Source organism: Actimicrobium sp. CCC2.4, from assembly GCF_034347385.1.
Classification (GTDB): Bacteria; Pseudomonadota; Gammaproteobacteria; order Burkholderiales; family Burkholderiaceae_D; genus Actimicrobium.
This window is the reverse complement of sequence record NZ_CP133777.1, coordinates 3,935,715-3,955,910: the sequence shown is the minus strand read 5'-3', so window position 1 is coordinate 3,955,910 and position 20,196 is coordinate 3,935,715. Positions and strand designations below refer to the sequence as shown.

Here is a 20,196-nt window from a genome sequence, read left to right as displayed (position 1 = left end):
GCCATGGATGATCACCAAAAACAGGACGCCGCCTCCCTGATAGGCGCAAGCGCTTTTCCGGACGGCTTCGACCGGCGCACGTTCATGAAGGTCTCGATCGGTACCGGCTTCGCCGCCGCCGTGATGCCGGTCGCCGCGCAGACGATGATCATGACCGATACCGATGGCCTGACCGCCGGTACCATCAGCCTGACCGTCAATGGCGAACAAGTCCCTGTGTACCGCGCCCAACCGGCTGGCAAAACCAAGCTGCCGGTGATCCTGGTGATCTCCGAAATTTTTGGCGTGCACGAACACATCGCCGATGTCGCGCGGCGCTTTGCCAAGCTCGGTTATCTGGCGCTGGCACCGGACCTGTTCGTACGGCAGGGCGATGCCAAGGCAGCGATATCGATCCCGGAGCTGATCAAGAGCGTCGTCTCGAAAGTGCCGGACCAGCAAGTGATGACCGACCTCGATGCCGTGGTCGCGTATGCAAAAGCCAATGGTGGCGATACCTCACGGATGGGTATCACGGGATTCTGCTGGGGCGGACGGATTACCTGGCTGTATTCGGCGCACAACCCGCAAGTACGCGCCGGTGTGGCGTGGTACGGCCAGTTGCAGGGCACCAGGTCGGCGCTCAATCCGATGTCGGCGACCGAGCTGGCACCGGCGCTGACCGTGCCTGTGCTGGGCCTGTATGGCGGCAAGGACACCGGTATTTCGCAGGACAGTATCGCGACGATGAAGGCCGCGCTGGCCACGGGCAAGAGCCAATCCGAGTTCGTCGTGTTCCCGAATTCAGGGCATGCATTCCATGCCGATTACCGGGCCAGCTATGTCGAGGCGGATGCGAAGGAAGGCTGGAAGAAATGTCTGGCGTGGTTCACTGCGCACGGAGTTGCGTAGCCAGTTAATCACCGCGCAATGGAAAAGGCCACCGCCCGGCAATTGCCGCGCGGTGGCCTTTTTTATGAAGCAGGTCGTTGGGTGCAATAACCGCAGGGCATTGCACCGAATGCACTGTGATTCCTAGAAATGGTATTCCAGTCGAACCATCGGCGTGCTGGCCTTGGTGCCGGCGATCGATGCCGAACCGCCGAACTTGTTTTTCCAATACTGGTATTCGACGCCCAGACGGAACGTGTTCTTGCCCATGCCGGACAGCGAACCGACATCGAACATGACTTGCATGTCGATATTGGTTTCCGGTGAGGTGCCCATGCCGACTTCGTCCTTGCCTTTGGCAGCGATGAAATTGGCATAGCCTTCGAACGAGGTCGGTACCGCGCTGACTGGCAGCGGGATACCCCAGGCGGCGCTGAGCATCGGATGCAGCTTGTAGGTATAACGCTCGTTGATGAAATACGGCTGGTTGCTTTCCTTGAGCAACAGCACGCTCAGGTTCAGGAAGCCGGGCACATCCATCATCAACGTCGGGCCCAGTACCAGCATGCGTTTCTTGGAACCGTAGCCGGCATCGTTTTTGGTATTGACATCAAAGCCGCCGGTAATGCCGACGCCGCGGACCGGACCGAACGCGATCGGTGATCCGGTGATTTTGCCGACGTCCAGCGTGTGGCGATACACGATGTAAATTTCTTGCGCACCACTGGAAGTACTCGTTTTGGCCGGATCCTTGCTGTCCGACAGCAGCACGTCAACGTTCAGAAAGTTGGTGCCGTATTTGTAGCCGCTGGCATGGGTCAGCGAAAAAATATTCTTGCTGATGTCTTTCTGGTTGTACGGCTCGGCGAACTGCGTGCCGTAACGGTAACCAAGATAGGTATCGCTCCAGTCGGCTGCCTGGGCAGCGCCACCGGCGAGCAACAGGGTAGCGAGGGCAGCGGCGGAAACAAGCGGGCTTTTCTTGAGACAGGACATGACAACTCCATTTTGGTTTTTATGCGCGGGCGGCGGGTGTTTGGGTGGAGCCAGAAAGGCTGGCAGCGGTGCGATCATGCGGGATTCACACTATTACGCCAGTGAAATTTTTGAATAGTGGGTATATCGATAGACAGATGTCGGCAAGCGCGATGGTGTCGCCCCAGCAGGCGCGCGGGTCGGGCGGTTGCCGGGGAATTGCTACCGGATTGCGCGATACCAAAATACAACACTTATTGGAAGGAGAGTGCAGGCGGGCAGGGCGGGTGCGATGTCGCGATGACGGTCGGAATTAGTGCTGGAAGAGCTTGAACAGGACGGTGAAGAGCAGTCCGATCGTGGTGCCGGTCATCCATTTCAGCAGGGTGATGTCACCGGTCATTCCGGTGAGTCGGGTATCGACGTTACGGGCATAGACGGCCATCTTGTTATCGACGCGTAGTTCGAGCTTGTCCACTGTGCTCTCGATGCGTTGTTCCAGGCCGTCGATTTTGCTTTCGATGCGTTGTTCAAGGCTGTCGATTTTGTTGTCGATACGTTGTTCCAGGTTCTCGATTTTGCTTTCGATGCGCTGCTCCAGGCTATCGATTTTGCTTTCGATACGCTGTTCCAGGTTGTCAATTTTGCTTTCGCTGCGTTGTTCCTGGTTGTCCATTTTGCTGGAAAGATGCTGGCTCAGTGCATCCAGATCATCTGGTGAGGCGACCGACTTTCCCAGCACATCGCCAAGCAAGTGCGCTTGCAGTTCAGCCTGTTGGACCGGCAAGCCGGCCGAGGCTAGTCTCTTTGCATAGTCGAGTGTATCGAAGGGATGGCTCATGATCATTCAGGTTCCTTGGTGGCAGGATAGCAGAGGATTTTCAGGACGATAGCCCAGATCTCTATTGTTCCCGCGTCCGATTGCTGTGCCGGCGCGTAGCTCAAGGCAAAACAAAAAAATAAGCATGTCGCTGTGGTATTCAAAAAACCCCGCCGGTCATCGATTCTGCGGCTATATTGCGTTCGCTATATCCCCCATCCCCGCAACCGCATATTGAAGCGGATAATCCGGCGTACTTTAACGGGAGAAAAAAATCCGGAGCCTTACGACGATGAGCGATGAATCAGCTCCAGACATGCCGCCCCGCCTGACGCTGCGTGCGATGACCAAACGCTATCCGGCCGTGATTGCCAATGACCGCATCGACCTGACCGTGCAAGCGGGCGAGATCCATGCCGTGCTCGGTGAAAACGGTGCCGGCAAATCGACGCTGATGAAGATCATCTACGGCGCCGTCAAGCCCGATGCCGGCGAGCTCTGCTGGAATGGCGCAGTCACCACGATCGATAATCCGTCGGCTGCGCGCCAGCTCGGCATTGCGATGGTGTTCCAGCATTTTTCGCTGTTCGACACGCTCACCGTGGTCGAAAACATTGCGCTCGGTTTGCCGAAGGGCACCCGTCTCGATGAACTGGCGCTGCGCATCACGGCCGTTGCCGCCGAATACGGGCTGGAGCTCGAACCGCAACGCCATGTCCACACGCTGTCAGTCGGCGAATGCCAGCGCGTCGAAATTGTCCGCGCCTTGCTGGCCAAACCGCAATTACTGATCCTCGACGAACCGACCTCGGTGCTCACGCCGCAGGCAGTCGAGAAACTCTTCGGCACCTTGCGCAAGCTGGCCGCCGAAGGCTGCAGCATCCTGTACATCAGCCACAAGCTCGATGAAATCCGCGCGCTGTGCCACACCTGCACCGTCATGCGTGGCGGCAAAGTCACCGGCGTCTGCGATCCGCGCAATGAGACCGCCGCCAGCCTGTCGCGCATGATGATCGGCACCGAGCCGCCGGCGATGCAGCATGTGGCGCGCGAGCCGGGCGCCACGGTGCTGGAGGTCAACGGGCTGTCGCTGCCGAAAAATCATCCGTTCGCGACCGCCTTGTCGGCCATCAGTTTTGAGGTCCGTGCCGGTGAAATCCTCGGCATCGCCGGGGTGTCCGGCAATGGCCAGCAAGAGTTGCTGGCCGCGCTGTCGGGCGAAGATCCGCGTGCCGATGCGGCGATGATTGTGCTGCATGAGCAAGCGGTCGGCCGGCTCAATGCAGCCGGCCGGCGCGCGCTGGGAATGGGGTTTGTGCCCGAAGAACGGCTTGGTCGCGGTGCCGTGCCGGAGCTGTCGCTGGCGCTCAACGTCCTGTTGTCGCATCAGACGGCGACCACTGTGCGGGGTGGCATGGTGCGCCTCAAGGCGATCGCCGATATCGCCGCGTCGGTGATCGCGCGCTTCAATGTGAAAGCCGCTGGTCCGCAGGCTGCTGCCAATAGTCTGTCCGGCGGCAACCTGCAAAAATACATCGTCGGGCGCGAGATCCTGCGCGCGCCGACGATGCTGCTGGTGGCGCAACCGACCTGGGGCGTCGATGTCGGCGCAGCGGCGCAGATCCGCGCCGAACTGCTGGCCCTGCGCGATGCCGGTTGTGCCTTGCTGGTCATTTCCGAGGAGCTGGACGAATTGTTTGAAATTGCCGACCGCCTGATCGTCATTGCCAAGGGACGGGTCTCGCCCGCGATCCCGCGCGCCGATGCCACCATCGACCAGATCGGCCAGTGGATGAGCGGCTTGTGGGACGACGCCGGCAAGGAGGCTGCCCATGCTCCGGCTTGAGGCGCGCGCCCATCCGTCGACGCTGATGGCGTGGTGCTCGCCGCTGCTGGCGGTGCTGCTGACGGTACTGTGCGGCGCGCTGCTGTTCATCGCGCTGGGCAAGAATCCGCTGACCGGGCTGGCGGTATTTTTTATCGAGCCGCTGAAAAATGTGCGCGGCTGGACCGAAGTCGGCGTCAAGGTCGCGCCGCTACTGATGATTGCGATCGGGCTGGCAGTGTGCTTCCGGGCCAACGTATTCAATATCGGGGCCGAAGGCCAGCTGGTGGTCGGCGCGATCAGCGGTGGCGCAGCCGCACTGTATTTTGACGACGGCTCCGGCGGCGGACCGCTGCTGATCACGGCGGTGCTGGTGGCCGGCATGCTGGGCGGGATGGCGTGGGCGGCGATCACCGCGTTCCTGCGCGACCGCTTCAATACCAGCGAAATCCTGGTGTCGCTGATGCTGGTGTATGTCGCGCAGCTGCTGCTGAGCTACCTCGTGCATGGCGTGCTGAAAGATCCGGACGGCTTCAATTTTCCGCAATCGAAAATGTTTTCCGACGGCTTCCTGCTGCCGATTCTGGTGCCGCATACGCGCCTGCATATCGGTATCCTGCTGGCGCTGGGCGCGGCACTGCTGGGCTGGATATTCCTGTCGAAGAGCTTCGCCGGCCTGCGCCTGCAGATCGGTGGCATGGCACCGCTGGCAGCGCGCTACGCCGGTTTCTCGTCGCGCAAATCGCTGTGGACAGCGATGCTGGTCTGCGGTGCGCTGTCCGGACTGGCCGGTGTCTGCGAAGTCATCGGGCCGATCGGGCAACTGACGCCGTCGGTCTCGCCCGGCTACGGTTTTGCGGCCATCATCGTCGCGTATGTCGGTCGGCTGCATCCGGTCGGCGTGATTTTTTCGAGCTTCATCATGGCGCTGTTTTACATCGGTGGCGAGCTGGCGCAATCGCGTCTGGGCATGCCGAGCGCAATCACGGGCGTGTTCCAGGGCATCCTGCTGTTTGCCTTGCTGGCCTGCGATGTCCTGATCCGCTATCACCTGCGCTGGAGAAAATAATGGAATCCTTTGCGCCGCTGATTGCGGCATCGATCAATGCCGGCACGCCTTTGCTGCTGGCCGCGCTCGGTTTGCTGATCAATGAAAAATCCGGCGTCGTCAACCTCGGTGCCGAAGGCATGATGCTGATGGCCGCCGTGATCGGCTTTGCGATCACGATCCACACCGGCAGCGTGCCGCTGGGTTTCGTGGCCGGTGCGCTGGCCGGTGCGCTGCTGGCCGGCTTCTTTGCGCTGATGACGGTCTGGCTCGGTGCCAACCAATATGCAACCGGACTGGCGCTGTCGCTGTTCGGCGCCGGCGCATCGGCCTATATCGGCATCAGCTACGTCGGCCAGAGCCTGAGCAACACCCGCTCCGCCGTGCCCTTGCTGGGTGATATCCCGTTCCTCGGTGCCGCGCTGTTCCGCCAGCATCCGATGGTGTATCTGTCGATGGCGCTGTGCGGCGCGATCATCTGGTTTTTGTACCGCACCCGCGCCGGCCTGATCCTGCGCGCGGTCGGCGAGTCGCCGGCGTCGGCCCATGCGCTCGGCTACAACGTGCGCCGCATCCGGCTGTCGGCGCTGCTGTTTGGCGGTGCCTGCTGCGGGCTGGCCGGGGCGTTTTTGTCGCTGGTCTACACGCCGTTGTGGGTCGAGGGGATGGTGGCCGGTCGCGGCTGGATCGCCCTGGCTCTGACCACCTTCGCGACCTGGCGGCCGGCACGTGTACTCAGTGGTGCCTACCTGTTCGGCGGCGTCACCATCCTGACCTTTCACCTGCAAGGGCTGGGCGTACCGATCGCGTCGCAACTGCTGTCGATGCTGCCGTATCTGGCGACCATCGTCGTGCTGGTGCTGATCTCGCGCAATGCGAACTGGATCCGCCTGAACATGCCGGCATCGCTCGGGAAGAATTTCAATCCGAATCAGTAGCCGCATATGCTCGCTATATCCGTTTCGTTATGACGCGCACGATGCGGATCGCCATAATAACTGTCGCTGCAGTGCTTCGCCCGCGTGCTGCAGCGCCGTCCATCGTCCTGTCGCGGGAGCCATACCTTGAGGAAAACCATGTTTAAAAATGTCGTCCGTGGCGCTGTTTCCGCCGCTGCCCTGCTGTCGGTCAGCGCCTTTGCCGCCGAGCCGCTCGGGGTCGGGTTTGTCTACGTCAGCCCGATCGGCGACGCCGGCTGGACTACCCAGCACGACATCGGCCGCAAGGAGATGGAAAAAAATCTCGGTGCCAAGGTCAAGACCAAGTTTGTCGAGAACGTGCCCGAAGGCGCCGACGCCGAACGCGTCATCAGCGACCTCGCCCAGCAAGGCAACAAGCTGATTATCACGACCTCGTTTGGTTACATGAACCCGACCCTGAAAGTCGCCAAACAATATCCGGACGTCAAGTTCATCCACCTGACCGGCTACAAGACCGCCGCCAACGTCGGCATCGCCAATGCGCGCTTCTATGAAGCACGGTATCTGGCTGGCGTGCTGGCGGCAAAAATGTCGACCACCCACGTGGCCGGTTACGTCGCCGCCTTCCCGATTCCCGAAGTGCTGCAGGGGATCAACGCCTTCACGCGCGGCATGCGCAGCATCGACCCGAAAGCCGAAGTCAAGGTCATCTGGGTCAACAGCTGGTTCGATCCGGGCAAGGAACGCGACGCGACATTGACGCTGATCGGGCAGGGCGCTGACGTCGTCACCAACCACACCGACTCGACCGCCGTGATGCAGGCAGCCGAAGAAAAAGGCAAGTACGCGGTGGCCTACCATTCCGACATGAAAAAGTTCGGCCCGAGAGCCCAGCTTGGCGCGGTGACCCATCACTGGGGTGCGTACTACACTCAGCAAGCGCAAGCCGTCATCGATGGCAAGTGGAAGCCGACCAGTGTCTGGGGCGGCATCAAGGATGGCATGGTCAAGTTCGAAAACATCAGCGCCGCCGTACCCGCCGATGTGAAATTGCTGGTTGCCACGAAAGAGAAAGAAATCGTCGCCGGTACCCTCACGCCATTCGCCGGTCCGGTCAAGGATAACGAAGGCAAGGTCCGGCTGGAAAAAGGCCCGATGAGTGATGACGCGCTGAGCAAGATGGATTATTACGTTGAAGGCGTGGCGGGGAAATTGCCGGCGAAGTAATTGCTGTCGTTGTCGACGTTGATCAATGCATCCGGTGCAATGCCCGTTGGTTATTGCGCCCTACCTTCCGCGCACGGTTGCTCAAACCCGTTCCTCGCGTAGGGTGCAATAACCGCAGGGCATTGCACCAAATGCCCTGTCTCCGGGCATTTCACCCGACCTGCATCACCCCACCTGCATCACCCCACCTGCATCACCCCACCAACTCCCCCGCCAGCCGGTTATGCCGCTCCCGCACCTGCCCCAGATCCACCGTCACGCAGCGCCCGTCCCGCACCACCACGCGTCCGTTAATGACGCTGTTCGACACATTGGCCGGCGTACAAAACACCAGCGCCGCGACCGGATCATGCAGCGCGCCGGCGTAGCCGATCTGCTCCATATCGAACATCACCACGTCGGCCGACATGCCCGGTGAGAGCGCGCCGATGTCGTCGCGATTCAGCACTTTCGCGCCGCCCAGCGTGGCCATTTCCAGCGCCTGGCGCGCCGTCATCGCGGCCGGGCCGTAGCCGACCCGTTGCAGCAGCATCGCCTGCCGGACTTCGCCCAGCATGTGCGCGCCATCATTCGAGGCGCTGCCATCGACGCCAAGACCAACCGGCACGCCGTGGTCGAGCATGGCCCGCACCGGCGCGATGCCCGAGGCCAGTCGCATGTTCGAGCACGGGCAATGCGCGACGCCGGTGCCGGTGCGGGCGAACAGCGCGATGCCGGCCGGGTCGAGCTGGACGCAGTGCGCGTGCCAGACATCGTGGCCGACCCAGCCGCAATCCTCGGCGTATTCTGCCGGTGTCATGTTGAATTTTTCACGGCTGTAGGTGACGTCGCTGCTGTTCTCGGCCAGATGCGTGTGCATCGACACGCCGAAGCTGCGCGCCAGCCGCGCCGACTCGCGCATCAGGTCTTGCGAGACCGAAAACGGCGAGCACGGTGCCACCACGATGCGCTGCATCGCGTGGCGGCTGCTGTTGTGGTAGGTCTCGATCAGGCGCTGGGTGTCGCGCAGGATCGCGGCTTCGTCTTCGACCAGCCGGTCCGGCGGCAAACCGCCTTGCGACTGGCCGACGCTCATGGCGCCGCGTGCGGCATGGAAGCGCATGCCGATTTCCTGCGCCGCATCGATGCTGTCATCAAGCCGGCAACCGTTCGGAAAAAGGTACAGGTGGTCGCTGGTGGTGGTGCAGCCCGACAGCATCAGTTCGGCCATCGCGGTCTGGGTCGATGCATGGATCATCGCCGTCGTCAGTCCGGCCCAGATCGGATACAGATGGCCGAGCCAGTCGAACAGCGCGGCATCCTGTGCTGCCGGCACCGCGCGGGTCAGGCTCTGGAACATGTGGTGATGGGTGTTGACCAGGCCCGGCAGCACGACCTGGCCGGTTGCGTCGATGATGGTGTCGGCGTGCCCGGGCAACTCCGCAGTGAGGCCGACCTGCTCGATCACGTTGTCGCGGATGAAGACCGCACCGTCGGCGATTTCACGGCGCTGGTCATCCATCGTTACCAGCACGCGGGCATGGCGGATCAGCAGCGTGCTCATGCCTTGGGCGTGAAGTTGCGCAGGAAGTCGAGCAGGATTTGCGCCGACAACTCGGCATCGTCGGCGGTCATTGTTTCGAGCGGATTGTGGCTGATGCCGCCGTTGCCGCAGCGCGTGAACAGCATCGCGATATCGGTCAGCGTGACCAGCGCCATCGCGTCATGGCCGGCGCCCGACAGCAGCTCAAAGGCCGGTACGCCGGCGCGTTCGGTGGCGGCCGACAATTGCTGCATCAGCCAGGGCGCGCACGGTGCTGCGGCGGCACGCATTGTCAGTTCGCGCTGCACATCAATCTGACGTCGCGCGCAAATTGCATCGACGGTGCGCAGGATATCGGCTACGGCGGCGTCGCGCACCGCATCATCGGCGGCGCGGATGTCGAGTGACAGATGGCACATGCCGGGGATCACGTTGACCGAGCCGTTCGGCACCTGCAACTGGCCGACGGTGCCGACCAGCGACGGCGCGATGCTGCAGCGCTGTTCGACCGCGAGGATGATTTCGGCCGCAGCGGCAGCAGCATCCTTGCGCATCGTCATCGGCGTGGTGCCGGCATGGCTGGCCACGCCGGTCAGCGTCAGCAGATAGCGCGAGCTGCCGGCGATCGAGGTGACGATGCCGACCGGCAGGTTGCGTTGCAGGAGCACCGGTCCCTGTTCGATATGGACTTCAATGAAGCCGAGATAATCGGCCGGATGGCGGGCGATGGCGGCGATCTGCGTGAAGTCGTGGCCGGCATGCTCGAGCGCGTCGCGCATCGAGATGCCGTCGGCATCGGTGCGCGCCAGCAGCGACATGTCGAAGTGGCCGGTGATCGCATTGCTGCCCAGGAAAGTGCTTTTGTAGCGCACGCCTTCTTCTTCGGCAAAGCCGATTACCTCGACATGGAAGGGCAGGGTTTCGCCGCGCTGGTGCAGGTGGGCGATGACGGCGATCGGCAGCAGGATGCCTTCGCGACCATCGTAGGTGCCGCCGTTGCGCACGGTGTCGTAATGTGAACCGGTCATCAGGGTTTTGGCTTGCGGGTTCGGGCTGCGGTACAGGCCGACCACGTTGCCGACGGCGTCGATGCGCGCTTCCATGCCGGCGTCCTGCATCCATTGCAGCAGTTGCGCGGCGGTCCGGCGATGCGCGGCGGTCAGGTAGGCGCAGGTCAGGCCGCTGGCGTCATCGGACCAGGCGCCGAGGGTGTCGCTCCATTGCATGATCTGCTGGCCCAGCAGCGGCTGGCAATCGAACAGGGCGTTGAGGCGCAGTTCGGCGATACGGTGGATCTGACGCAGGTTTTCAGCGATCTCGTCGGTGCGCTGTTGCCGCAGCCGGCGCGTGAAGGCCGCGATGATGGCCGCGCGCGACAAGCCCGATCCATCCGGACCCTTGACCGCGATGATGAATGGAAAATCGAAGCGCGCCTGGTAGTCGGCATTGCATTGCTGCAGCGTGGCGTATTCGTCAGGGCTGCACAGGTGCAGTCCGGCGGCGGCCTGCTCGCCGGTTGATTCGGTGGTCAGGACCGCCTTGCCGGCCAGCTCCGGATGGGCGCGGATCAGGCCCAGTTGCTCGGCTTCGGTGGCGTCGCTGACGGTGGCTTGCAATGCCAGTTTCAGGGCAGCTAATGTGCGAAATGGACGTGCTGCTGCGGTGCGTTCCGGTATCCACGACGAGTGTTCGTAAATGCCCGCGAGTGTGCCGGCAAAGGTCGTGCTGTCGCTGTCGTTGAGCGTCGCTAAAGTAGGTGTCATGCGTCAGCCCTTGGTGGATGGTTGGTGTGCCAGTGGTCGGCGATATCGATGCGGCGTGTGATCCACACCTTGTCATGCGCCTGCACATAGTCGAGGAAGCGACTCAGTGCGGCGAGGCGACCGGGTCGGCCGATGATGCGGCAGTGCAGGCCGACCGACAGCATTTTTGGCTGGTTCAGGCCGTCCGGATCACCTTCTTCGTACAGCACGTCGAAGGCATCCTTGAGGTAATCGAAGAACTGCGTGCCGCTGTTGAATCCCTGTGCTGCGGCGAAGCGCATGTCGTTGGTGTCGAGCGTGTACGGCACCACTAGGTGCGATTTGCGCTGCGCAGTGCCATCGGCGGCGGTGATGTCGACCTGCTGCCAGAACGGCAGATCGTCGGCATAGCTGTCGGCGTCGTAGCGCATGCCGCCGTGCTCGACCAGCAACCGGCGGGTGGCCGGCGAATCGCGGCCGGTGTACCAGCCCAGCGGCGCGGCACCGGTCAGTGCGCGCATGAGGCGGATCGCTTCGGTCATGTGCGCCCGTTCGGTAGCGACATCGACTTGCTGGTAGCTGATCCAGCGCAAGCCGTGACAGGCGATTTCGTGGCCGAGCTGACCGAAGGCGGCGACCGCTTCCGGATTACGCTGCAGCGCCATCGCGACGGCAAAGATCGTCAGCGGCAATTCGCGTTGCTCGAACAGTCGCAGTACCCGCCACAGGCCGGCGCGCGCGCCGTATTCATACATCGATTCCATGCTCATGTGGCGCATCGGAAAAGCTTGCGCGCCAATGATTTCGGACAGAAAGGTCTCAGAGGCCGGGTCGCCATGCAGCACGCAATTCTCGCTACCTTCCTCGTAATTGAGGACGAATTGCAGCGCGATACGGGCCTGGTCCGGCCAGTGCGGATGCGGCGGACGGGCGCCGTAGCCGATCAGGTCACGCGGATAATTCGGAGTCGGGTCGGTCACGCGTTACCTCGCAATGGATGATGAATGGAAGCGATCTCGATGCTACCTATACGCCAGATACTATATCGGCTGACCCGTGCACCTATATGATCTGGATGATAAGTAGTTTCAGGCAACCGATATGGAGAACGAAATGGGCAAGCTCAGTACCCATGTGCTGGATATCACCAGCGGCAAACCGGCGGCCGGTGTCGCCATTGAATTGTACGCAATCGAATCGGGCAGCCGACGATTGCTGCGCAGTGTTGTCACCAACAGTGACGGGCGCTGCGACGCGCCGCTGTTGGCGGGCGATGAGTTACTGCCCGGGCTGTACGAACTGGTGTTTGCTGCCGGTGCGTATTTCGAGGGGCAGGGTGTCGTGGTGCCGCTGCCGCGTTTTGTGGATCGCGTGACGCTGGCTTTCGGCATTGCCGGCGCGGCCGAGAATTACCACGTGCCGCTGCTGGTGTCGCCGTGGGCGTATTCGACCTATCGCGGCAGCTGATCCGCCGCGACTAGTGTGATTAACGCAGGCCGAGGACGTCCTGCATGTCGAACAGGCCGGTAGTTTTGTCAGCCAGAAAGCGCGCCGCGCGCAGGCTGCCGTGGGCATAGGTGATGCGGCTCGACGACTTGTGCGAAATCTCGACGCGCTCGCCGATGCCGGCAAACAGTACCGTGTGGTCACCGACGATATCGCCGCCGCGGATGGTGGCAAAGCCGATCGACGACGGATCACGTTCGCCGGTCACGCCATGACGCGCAAAGACGCCGACTTCATCGAGGTCGCGACCCAGCGTGCTGGCGATGACTTCGCCCATCTGCAGCGCGGTGCCGGACGGCGCATCGACTTTCATGCGGTGATGGGCTTCGATGATTTCGATGTCGTAGCCCTCCGAAAAACTCTTCGCGGCCAGTTCCAGCAACTTCATCGTGACGTTCACGCCGACACTCATGTTGGGCGCAAACACGATCGCGGTGCGCTCGGCGGCGGCGGCAATCGCGGCCTTGCCGGCGGCATCGAAGCCGGTGGTGCCGATGATCATCTTGATGCCGTGCTCGGCGCAATAGGCCAGGTGTTCCAGCGTGCCTTCCGGACGGGTGAAGTCGATCAGGAAATCGGCATCGGCAAGGCCATCGGCGAGCGAGGCACAGATGGCCACGCCGCTGGTCTTGCCGAGGAACGCCGTGACATCGTTGCCGATGGCCGGTGCAGCGGCGACATCGAGCGCGCCGGTCAGGCGGGTATCGGCGGTGGCCAGAATGGTCTCTGCCAGCATGCGACCCATGCGCCCGGAGGCGCCGGCGATGGCGATTTTCAATGCAGTCATGTCGGTGATCCGGAAAAATTTATTGCGGCTGGCGGGCCGATGAGGGAGCGACCGGTACCGTGGGTGCCAGCGGTTTGACTTTTTGCGGTACGCCGCCGGCCAGCATCTCGAGATAGTCCACTTCGGTCGGCAAGTTGCCACCTTCGAAGCGGCTGACGCGGCCATCCTTGAAGTAGACCGTGACGCGACTCGACAGTACTTCGTCGTTGCGCTTGAGCATGCGGAACACATAGTCCCAGCGGTCGGCATGGAAAATATCGATGATCAGCGGTGTTCCCAGCGCGAAGCGGACCTGGTCCGGCGTCATGCCTTCCTTGAGTTGCAAGACCATTTCTTCGGAAATGAAATTGCCTTGCGGGATATCAATACGGTACGGCGACAGGACGCCAAGGAAGCGGCGTGCGCTGGTCGGTGCGCTGCGTTGCATGCCGGCGTTGGCGCGGGCGGCACTGGCGATTTCGGCTGCGCTGGCGCTGCTTGCCGGACTGGCGGGGCCGGCTGCCATGCTCGCAGGCGCTTCCATCAGCGGATTTTTGGAGGCACATCCGGCCAGCAACGCGATGCTCACGAGAGCGGTGCCGAGTACGGCAGAGCGGCAGATGGCGCGGGGAGTGCGGATAAAAGCAGGGGGCAGCATTTGCATGAAGGATCTCGATTGATTGAGCCGAAGCGCCAAAGCGCTATATGATAAAGCAGTTACCCATTACCTAGCCAAGAACATGTCCAACAACCCGACGGACCTCCGCGCCAGCGGCCTCAAGGCCACGCTGCCCCGCTTGAAAATCCTGGATATCTTCCACAACAGCCAGGTGCGTCATCTCAGCGCCGAAGATGTCTACAAGATCCTGCTGACCGAAAACATGGATGTCGGCCTCGCCACCGTATATCGCGTGCTGACCCAGTTCGAGCAAGCAGGCCTATTAAATCGCAATCACTTTGAAACCAACAAGGCGGTCTTCGAACTCAATGAAGGCAGCCACCACGATCATCTGGTTTGTCTGGATTGCGGAAGAGTCGAGGAGTTTTACGACGAAGACATTGAGCAGCGTCAGCAGAAGGTCGCGCTCGAGCGCGGCTTCACGATCGCGGAACATTCGCTGGCGCTATACGGAAATTGCACGAAGAAGGGTTGCGTGCATCGGACTGCGTAGGGTCGGGGGATTTTAAGCGGGTGCACTGATTTCCGGGTGATGCCGGGAGGTGCACCGTCCGCCGCGAACCCGCCCCCGCCAATGCCTACGTATGACTCAACGCATTCGACAATAATTTCGCCGTGATGTCGACAATCGGGATCACCCGCTCGTAGGCCATGCGCGTCGGCCCGATGACCCCCAGCGTGCCTACCACCCGGCCGTTGATTTCATACGGCGCGGTGACGATGCTCATTTGCTCCAGCGGCACCAGGCTCGATTCGCCGCCAATAAAAATCTGTACGCCGGTCGCGCGGTTCGATAAATCAAGCAACTGCAGCAGGCTGGTTTTTTGCTCGAACAGATCAAACAATTTACGCAACGAATTCATGTTCGACGACAGGTCGCTCACGCTCAGCAGGTTGCGCTCGCCCGAGATCACGATTTCATCACTGTTGTCGGCCATCGCGTCGCTGCCGACCTCGACAGCCGCGTGCATCAGCGGTGTCATGTCGTCGCGCAATTTGCGCAGCTCATTTTGCAGACGGTTGCGCACGTCGCTAAAACTCAGTCCGCCGTAATGCAGGTTGATGAAGTTGGCTGCCTGCACCAGTTGCGCCGGGGTGTAGTCGACTTCGCTCAGCAGCAGGCGATTTTGTACGTCGCCGTTGGGCGCGACGATAACCAGCAGCACACGCTTTTCGGACAGCCGTAAAAATTCGATTTGCTGGAATACCGATTCGCGCCGCGGCGTCAGCACCACGCCGGCGAATTGCGATAGCGATGACAGCACTTGCGCCGCATTGGCGATGACCTTCTGCGAGGAGCCGCTCTGGATGCGCGATTGCATGCGCGACTCCAGCAGACTTTCGTCAATCGCGTCGACCGTCAGCAGCGTATCGACAAAGATCCGGTAGCCGCGCGGTGTCGGCACGCGGCCGGCCGAGGTGTGCGGGCTGGAGACAAAGCCCATTTCCTCGAGGTCGGCCATGATGTTGCGGATCGTCGCAGGGGACAGGTCGAGGCCGGAAATCTTCGCCAGCGCGCGCGAGCCAAGCGGCTGGCCATCGGCGATATACCGTTCGACCAGAGTCTTGAGCAGGGTTTGGGCACGGGCGTCTAATTGCATGGGAGTATCTTAGCGAGCGCTGGCCGGACTGGCCAGCACTATCCGGTCAGCCAGCCAGTGTTCCAGTTCGAGCAGGCTGGTGCAACTGGCATCAGGACGGATGTGCGCTGGCAGCACGCGGTCGAAACGGTTCATCCAGACGGCGCGCAAGCCGGCTTTTTGCGCGCCATCGACATCGAGCAGCGGATCGTCGCCGACGTACACGGCTTCGGCGGGATCGACATCGAGCGCCGTGCAGGCCGCCAGGAAAATCGCCGGATCGGGTTTCGCGCTGCCGAACTGGTGCGCGGCAATCGAGATACGGAAATGCCCGGCCATGCCAATCGCCTCCAGGTCAGCCGAGCCATTCGAAATCGTGCCCAGCGCCAGCTGGCTGCCAAGGCGTGCCAGCGATGGCAGCACGTCGTCATACGGAATCACCGCATTGCGGGCGTCATTGAACACCGTCATCGCGCCGTCGATATGCACGGGGTCGGCACCGCTGGCATGAAACGCTTCGGTCAGGCCGGCGTGGCGCAGCCCGGGCAGGTCGATGCGATAGCGCGGTTCGGCCTCCATCAGGGCCATCCTGCGTGCGCGCAGCGTCTCTATCGTGTGCTCTTGCGTGACGGCGGGCGCATGCGCGCGCAACCAGTCGAACAGCAGGGTTTCGGCGCGAATGATGGTCGGCACGATGGGCCATAACGTATCGTCGAGGTCGAACAGAACTGCCTTGATCGGTGCTGGCTGCATGGTGGGATTTTCTTCAGGATAAGAATGCAAGGTGGGTCCACTCCGGGCTTCCTTCAAGTGGGCTGCAAATTATGGTCTAATCCGGAGCATGTCGCTTCCCATTCCTTCCGGCCTGCCGGTTCCCCCGCTGAAAACCATCGCCATCGTTGGCAAACCGACGGCACCAGGTATTGCACAATCGCTCGGCGAAATCGCTGATTTTCTGATTGCCACCGGCCACGTAGTGGTAGTCGAACACGAGACCGCGCTGTCGACCGGCATGACCGGCTATCCGCAAATGACACCCGAACAGATCGGCACCAGTGTCGATGCCGCCATCGTCGTCGGTGGCGACGGCACGATGCTCGGGATCGCCCGCCAGCTCGCGCCGTTCGATATTCCGCTGATCGGTATTAACCAGGGCCGGCTCGGGTTCATGACCGATATTCCGCTGGACCGGATGATGCCGCTGCTGACCGCCATGCTCGACGGAAAAATCGAATCCGAGCGCCGCAGTCTGCTCGAAGGGGTGGTTCACCGGGATGGCAAGCCGATCTTCAATGCACTGGCCTTCAATGATGTGGTGGTCTCGCGCGGGGCAGGTTCCGGCATGGTCGAACTGCGCGTCGATGTGGATGGTCACTTCATGTACAACCAGCGCTCCGATGGCCTGATCGTGGCGACGCCGACCGGTTCGACCGCGTATTCGCTGTCGGCCGGTGGTCCATTGCTGCACCCGAGCCTCGGCGGTATCGTGCTGGTACCGATCGCGCCGCATGCACTGTCAAACCGGCCTATCGTGCTGCCGGACTACAGCGAGATCGTCATCACCCTCATCAGCGGGCGCGATACCAGCGTCAATTTCGATATGCAATCGCTGGCCAGTCTGCAACTGCATGACCGCATCGTGATCCGCCGCTCGGCCCACACGATCACGTTTTTGCATCCGCCGGGCTGGAGTTATTACGATACCCTGCGCGAGAAGTTGCACTGGAATGAATATCCGTCGGTAGAAGGCCGACTAAAATAGCTGCTCCGATCACGCCGCCTGTTTGCCTCCGGCCCACCTGAAAAGAATCACCATGCTGCGCACCCTGACCATCCGTGACTTCGTTATCGTTGACCTGATCGAGCTGGATTTTTCCGCCGGGTTTTCTGTCCTGACCGGAGAAACCGGTGCCGGCAAATCGATCCTGATCGATGCGCTGGCGCTGGCATTGGGCGGACGCGGTGACGCCAGCGTGGTACGCGACGGTGCTGCCAAAGCCGACATCAGCGCGGACTATTCGACCCATGCCGAAGCCGATGCGTGGCTGGCCGGACATGACTTCGCCAGTCCCGATGGTGGCGTGCTGCTGCGTCGCGTGATTGACAATGCCGGTCGCTCGAAAGCCTATATCAATGGCATTGCCGCCACCGCCACGCAGCTGCGTGACCTGGGCGAATTGCTGGTCGATATCCACGGCCAGCACGCGCATCAGTCGCTGCTGAAAACCGACGCGCAACGCCAGTTGCTCGATACCCAGGCCAGCCTGCAGGAACAGGTCAGGGCAGTCGGTATCGCGTACAAAAGCTGGCGCGCAGTGGGCAAGCAGCGTGAAGAATTCGAAACCAATGCGAAGAACGTCCTGCTCGAACGCGAGCGCCTTGAATGGCAGGTCGGCGAACTCGAGAAGCTGGCCGCCCAGGAGGGCGAATGGACCGAGATCAGCAACGAGCACAGCCGCCTGTCGCATGCGGCCAGTCTGATTGATGGCGCGCAGGATGCACTGACCGCGCTCTCCGAGTCCGAATCCGGCACGGTGCCGATGCTGTCGCAATTGACCGCGCTGAACCTGCGGCTGGGCAAGCTGGCCGATATCGACGACGGGCTCAAGCCGGTGCTCGACCTGCTCGAGCCGGCGCGTATCCAGTTGCAGGAAGCGGTCTATGCGCTCAATGATTATCTGGGCCGGCTCGAACTCGATCCGCGCCGCTTGCAGCAAGTCGAGCAGCGCCTGGGTGATCTGCATTCGAGCGCGCGTAAGTTTCATGTGACACCGGAAGAACTGCCGCAGGAATGTGCGTCCCTGTCGGCGCAGTTGCGCCAGCTGGCCGATGCCAGCGACCTCGATGCCTTGCGTGCGCAAGAAGAAAAACTGAAGGATCAGTATCTTGCGCTGGCAAAAAAATTATCGGCCGCGCGCACGACAGCGGCGCGCCTGCTGGGCGAGGCGGTGACGAAAGCGATGCAGGAGTTGAGCATGGCCGGTGGCCGGTTCGAGGTGGCGCTGGTGCCGTGCGCGCCAGCGATGTCCGGTATCGAACAGATCGAATTCCTGGTCGCCGGCCATGCCGGCAGCGTGCCGCGGCCACTCGCCAAAGTAGCGTCGGGTGGCGAACTGGCGCGTATTGCACTGGCCATTTCGGTCATCGCCTCGACGGCCACGACGACCCCGACCCTGATCTTCGATGAAGTCGATAGCGGCATCGGTGGCGGTGTGGCCGAAGTGGTGGGCCGCCTGCTGAAAAAACTCGGGCAGGAACGCCAGGTCCTGTGCGTGACCCATCTGCCGCAAGTAGCCAGCCAGGCCAACCAGCATCTGCAGGTCAGCAAGTTCAATGCCGCCGGCAAGACCGTCTCGCGGATTGCGGCGCTCGACAGCAAGTCGCGCGTCGAAGAAATCGCCCGCATGTTGGGCGGCATCGAAATTACCGCCACCACGCGCAAACATGCGCGCGAATTGCTGGCCTCCTGAATCCGCTTATTCATTCCATTTCACCACTCAGCTAGTCAAAGGCAACACCGCAATGGCATTCAACAAAGCCCCCGAGTACACCCACGGCAGCGCCGTTAAGACCGCCATCGTACTAGTCAATCTGGGTACGCCCGACCACGCCGATGCACCCTCGGTGCGCCGCTACCTCAAGCAATTCCTGTCCGATCCGCGCGTCGTCGAGATTCCGCGCGTGATCTGGTGGCTGATCCTCAACGGCATCATCCTGCCTATCCGCGCCAGCAAATCCGCCGCCAAATACGCGCTGATCTGGACCAAGGAAGGCTCGCCACTGAAAGTGCACACGGCCAAACAGGCGATGCTGTTGCGCGGTCAGCTCGGCGAGCAGGGCCACGCAGTACAGGTCGACTACGCCATGAGCTACGGCAATCCGTCGCTGCCCGATGTGCTCAACAAATTGCAGGTCGAGGGCTGCGACCGTATCCTGATCGTGCCGGCGTATCCGCAATATTCGGCCACCACGACCGCCTCGATCTTCGATGCGGTGACCAGTCACTATCGCCAGGTACGCAATGTTCCGGAGCTGCGTTTCATCAAGCACTACCACGATGATCCGGCCTACATCTCGGCATTGAAGGACACCGTGCAGGCGCACTGGGATGCCAACGGCCGCGGCAACAAGCTGGTGCTGAGTTTTCATGGCGTGCCCAAGCGCACGCTGCTGCTGGGCGATCCCTACCATTGCGAGTGCTACAAGACCGCACGCCTGCTCGGGAATGCGCTGGGCCTGCCGAAAGACGAACTGCTGGTGACTTTCCAGTCGCGCTTCGGCAAGGCCGAATGGCTGCAGCCATACACCGCACCGACGCTGGTGCAACTGGCGAAAGACGGCCTCGAGCGCGTCGATATCATGTGCCCGGGCTTCACCAGCGATTGCCTCGAAACGCTGGAAGAAATTTCGCTCGAAGCCAAGCACGACTTCCTCGAAGCCGGCGGCAAGGCCTTCCATTACATCCCGTGCGTCAATGAATCACCGACCTGGGTGGCGGCGCTGGCAACGATTGCTGCACGTCACCTGCAAGGCTGGCCGACCCGCTTGAGCGAGGCCGAAAAAGTGGCCGTCAGCGCCGATAACGCCATTGCCGCGAGCGAGGCCCATCGTCTGGGAGCGCCAAAATAATCAAATCAGGCCGCAGATAATCCCCCTTGTAAAAGTGTGGTAGGGCCCCATTTGCCTAACACTTTGTACTTAAGCGCGGTATTTATC

19 protein-coding genes are annotated in these 20,196 nt (G+C 61.7%); 10 read left to right on the top strand and 9 right to left on the bottom strand.

Annotated features, from left to right (window positions below; all coding sequences use genetic code 11):
• Positions 1-3 precede the first annotated feature (3 nt).
• Positions 4-891, top strand: a complete 888-nt coding sequence (locus tag RHM62_RS18230) for a dienelactone hydrolase family protein (RefSeq protein WP_322123440.1) — start codon at positions 4-6, stop codon at positions 889-891.
• 123 nt (positions 892-1,014) lie between these two features.
• On the opposite strand, the gene RHM62_RS18225 is transcribed toward RHM62_RS18230, so the two are convergent.
• Both RHM62_RS18225 and RHM62_RS18220 read right to left on the bottom strand, forming a co-directional pair.
• On the bottom strand, positions 1,015-1,866 hold the full coding sequence (locus tag RHM62_RS18225) for an outer envelope protein (protein WP_322123439.1): 852 nt from the start codon (positions 1,864-1,866) through the stop codon (positions 1,015-1,017).
• A 292-nt stretch (positions 1,867-2,158) separates the two neighbouring features.
• Positions 2,159-2,686: a DUF4164 family protein gene (locus tag RHM62_RS18220; RefSeq protein ID WP_322123438.1), complete on the bottom strand. Its 528-nt coding sequence runs from the start codon at positions 2,684-2,686 to the stop codon at positions 2,159-2,161.
• A 295-nt stretch (positions 2,687-2,981) separates the two neighbouring features.
• On the opposite strand from RHM62_RS18220, the gene RHM62_RS18215 reads away from it, so the two are divergent.
• From RHM62_RS18215 to RHM62_RS18200, 4 genes are all read left to right on the top strand, one after another.
• Positions 2,982-4,511, top strand: coding sequence for an ABC transporter ATP-binding protein (locus RHM62_RS18215; RefSeq protein ID WP_416172338.1), 1,530 nt, complete (start codon positions 2,982-2,984; stop codon positions 4,509-4,511).
• Positions 4,498-5,559: an ABC transporter permease gene (locus tag RHM62_RS18210; protein WP_322123436.1), complete on the top strand. Its 1,062-nt coding sequence runs from the start codon at positions 4,498-4,500 to the stop codon at positions 5,557-5,559. The genes RHM62_RS18215 and RHM62_RS18210 overlap by 14 nt, the downstream gene beginning before the upstream one ends.
• Entirely contained in the window at positions 5,559-6,476 is a 918-nt protein-coding gene (locus RHM62_RS18205; RefSeq protein WP_322123435.1) for an ABC transporter permease, read from the top strand. Before RHM62_RS18210 ends, RHM62_RS18205 begins: the two co-directional genes overlap by 1 nt.
• A gap of 138 nt (positions 6,477-6,614) precedes the next feature.
• Positions 6,615-7,685, top strand: coding sequence for a BMP family ABC transporter substrate-binding protein (locus tag RHM62_RS18200; RefSeq protein ID WP_322123434.1), 1,071 nt, complete (start codon positions 6,615-6,617; stop codon positions 7,683-7,685).
• Positions 7,686-7,878: 193 nt separating this feature from the next.
• Here RHM62_RS18200 and RHM62_RS18195 read toward each other — a convergent pair whose 3' ends face one another.
• From RHM62_RS18195 to puuE, 3 genes are read right to left on the bottom strand one after another with little or no spacing between them, the layout of a single operon-like run.
• Positions 7,879-9,228: an 8-oxoguanine deaminase gene (locus tag RHM62_RS18195; RefSeq protein ID WP_322123433.1), complete on the bottom strand. Its 1,350-nt coding sequence runs from the start codon at positions 9,226-9,228 to the stop codon at positions 7,879-7,881.
• Positions 9,225-10,970: an allantoate amidohydrolase gene (locus RHM62_RS18190; protein WP_322123432.1), complete on the bottom strand. Its 1,746-nt coding sequence runs from the start codon at positions 10,968-10,970 to the stop codon at positions 9,225-9,227. Before RHM62_RS18190 ends, RHM62_RS18195 begins: the two co-directional genes overlap by 4 nt.
• Positions 10,967-11,929: an allantoinase PuuE gene (gene puuE, locus RHM62_RS18185; RefSeq protein ID WP_322123431.1), complete on the bottom strand. Its 963-nt coding sequence runs from the start codon at positions 11,927-11,929 to the stop codon at positions 10,967-10,969. Before puuE ends, RHM62_RS18190 begins: the two co-directional genes overlap by 4 nt.
• Before the next feature lie 133 nt (positions 11,930-12,062).
• Here puuE and uraH point away from each other — a divergent pair, with 133 nt between their 5' ends.
• Positions 12,063-12,416, top strand: coding sequence for a hydroxyisourate hydrolase (uraH, locus tag RHM62_RS18180; protein WP_322125445.1), 354 nt, complete (start codon positions 12,063-12,065; stop codon positions 12,414-12,416).
• A gap of 19 nt (positions 12,417-12,435) precedes the next feature.
• Here uraH and dapB read toward each other — a convergent pair whose 3' ends face one another.
• Positions 12,436-13,242 carry a 4-hydroxy-tetrahydrodipicolinate reductase gene (gene dapB, locus RHM62_RS18175; RefSeq protein WP_322123430.1) on the bottom strand — a complete coding sequence of 269 codons (807 nt, stop codon included), beginning with the start codon at positions 13,240-13,242 and terminating at the stop codon, positions 12,436-12,438.
• A gap of 19 nt (positions 13,243-13,261) precedes the next feature.
• Positions 13,262-13,885 carry an outer membrane protein assembly factor BamE gene (locus RHM62_RS18170; RefSeq protein WP_322123429.1) on the bottom strand — a complete coding sequence of 208 codons (624 nt, stop codon included), beginning with the start codon at positions 13,883-13,885 and terminating at the stop codon, positions 13,262-13,264.
• 76 nt (positions 13,886-13,961) lie between these two features.
• Here RHM62_RS18170 and fur point away from each other — a divergent pair, with 76 nt between their 5' ends.
• On the top strand, positions 13,962-14,393 hold the full coding sequence (gene fur, locus RHM62_RS18165) for a ferric iron uptake transcriptional regulator (protein ID WP_322123428.1): 432 nt from the start codon (positions 13,962-13,964) through the stop codon (positions 14,391-14,393).
• An 85-nt stretch (positions 14,394-14,478) separates the two neighbouring features.
• On the opposite strand, the gene hrcA is transcribed toward fur, so the two are convergent.
• Together hrcA and RHM62_RS18155 are read right to left on the bottom strand one after the other, a co-directional pair.
• Positions 14,479-15,501, bottom strand: a complete 1,023-nt coding sequence (gene hrcA, locus RHM62_RS18160) for a heat-inducible transcriptional repressor HrcA (protein WP_322123427.1) — start codon at positions 15,499-15,501, stop codon at positions 14,479-14,481.
• 9 nt (positions 15,502-15,510) lie between these two features.
• Complete coding sequence (locus RHM62_RS18155) at positions 15,511-16,233, bottom strand: HAD family hydrolase (RefSeq protein ID WP_322123426.1); 723 nt, start codon at positions 16,231-16,233, stop codon at positions 15,511-15,513.
• An 88-nt stretch (positions 16,234-16,321) separates the two neighbouring features.
• On the opposite strand from RHM62_RS18155, the gene RHM62_RS18150 reads away from it, so the two are divergent.
• The 3 genes from RHM62_RS18150 to hemH are packed head-to-tail and all read left to right on the top strand — an operon-like array spanning position 16,322 to position 20,109.
• On the top strand, positions 16,322-17,242 hold the full coding sequence (locus tag RHM62_RS18150; RefSeq protein WP_322123425.1) for an NAD kinase: 921 nt from the start codon (positions 16,322-16,324) through the stop codon (positions 17,240-17,242).
• A gap of 52 nt (positions 17,243-17,294) precedes the next feature.
• Positions 17,295-18,950 (top strand): DNA repair protein RecN, encoded by a 1,656-nt coding sequence (gene recN / locus RHM62_RS18145; RefSeq protein WP_322123424.1) that lies wholly within the window; start codon positions 17,295-17,297, stop codon positions 18,948-18,950.
• Between the two features lie 52 nt (positions 18,951-19,002).
• Positions 19,003-20,109, top strand: coding sequence for a ferrochelatase (gene hemH, locus RHM62_RS18140; protein WP_322123423.1), 1,107 nt, complete (start codon positions 19,003-19,005; stop codon positions 20,107-20,109).
• Positions 20,110-20,196: the final 87 nt, after the last annotated feature.

What these genes read in the sequence shown, in the direction of transcription:
- recN (WP_322123424.1), top strand. Translation starts at nt 17,295, where the DNA reads ATGCTGCGCACCCTGACCATCCGTGACTTCGTTATCGTTGACCTGATC.
- hemH (WP_322123423.1), top strand. Translation starts at nt 19,003, where the DNA reads ATGGCATTCAACAAAGCCCCCGAGTACACCCACGGCAGCGCCGTTAAG.
- fur (WP_322123428.1), top strand. Translation starts at nt 13,962, where the DNA reads ATGTCCAACAACCCGACGGACCTCCGCGCCAGCGGCCTCAAGGCCACG.
- RHM62_RS18210 (WP_322123436.1), top strand. Translation starts at nt 4,498, where the DNA reads ATGCTCCGGCTTGAGGCGCGCGCCCATCCGTCGACGCTGATGGCGTGG.
- RHM62_RS18150 (WP_322123425.1), top strand. Translation starts at nt 16,322, where the DNA reads ATGTCGCTTCCCATTCCTTCCGGCCTGCCGGTTCCCCCGCTGAAAACC.
- RHM62_RS18200 (WP_322123434.1), top strand. Translation starts at nt 6,615, where the DNA reads ATGTTTAAAAATGTCGTCCGTGGCGCTGTTTCCGCCGCTGCCCTGCTG.
- dapB (WP_322123430.1), bottom strand. Translation starts at nt 13,242, where the DNA reads ATGACTGCATTGAAAATCGCCATCGCCGGCGCCTCCGGGCGCATGGGT.
- RHM62_RS18205 (WP_322123435.1), top strand. Translation starts at nt 5,559, where the DNA reads ATGGAATCCTTTGCGCCGCTGATTGCGGCATCGATCAATGCCGGCACG.
- RHM62_RS18155 (WP_322123426.1), bottom strand. Translation starts at nt 16,233, where the DNA reads ATGCAGCCAGCACCGATCAAGGCAGTTCTGTTCGACCTCGACGATACG.
- RHM62_RS18215 (WP_416172338.1), top strand. Translation starts at nt 2,982, where the DNA reads ATGCCGCCCCGCCTGACGCTGCGTGCGATGACCAAACGCTATCCGGCC.
- RHM62_RS18220 (WP_322123438.1), bottom strand. Translation starts at nt 2,686, where the DNA reads ATGAGCCATCCCTTCGATACACTCGACTATGCAAAGAGACTAGCCTCG.
- RHM62_RS18225 (WP_322123439.1), bottom strand. Translation starts at nt 1,866, where the DNA reads ATGTCCTGTCTCAAGAAAAGCCCGCTTGTTTCCGCCGCTGCCCTCGCT.
- RHM62_RS18230 (WP_322123440.1), top strand. Translation starts at nt 4, where the DNA reads ATGGATGATCACCAAAAACAGGACGCCGCCTCCCTGATAGGCGCAAGC.
- RHM62_RS18190 (WP_322123432.1), bottom strand. Translation starts at nt 10,970, where the DNA reads ATGACACCTACTTTAGCGACGCTCAACGACAGCGACAGCACGACCTTT.
- uraH (WP_322125445.1), top strand. Translation starts at nt 12,063, where the DNA reads ATGGGCAAGCTCAGTACCCATGTGCTGGATATCACCAGCGGCAAACCG.
- RHM62_RS18170 (WP_322123429.1), bottom strand. Translation starts at nt 13,885, where the DNA reads ATGCAAATGCTGCCCCCTGCTTTTATCCGCACTCCCCGCGCCATCTGC.
- hrcA (WP_322123427.1), bottom strand. Translation starts at nt 15,501, where the DNA reads ATGCAATTAGACGCCCGTGCCCAAACCCTGCTCAAGACTCTGGTCGAA.
- RHM62_RS18195 (WP_322123433.1), bottom strand. Translation starts at nt 9,228, where the DNA reads ATGAGCACGCTGCTGATCCGCCATGCCCGCGTGCTGGTAACGATGGAT.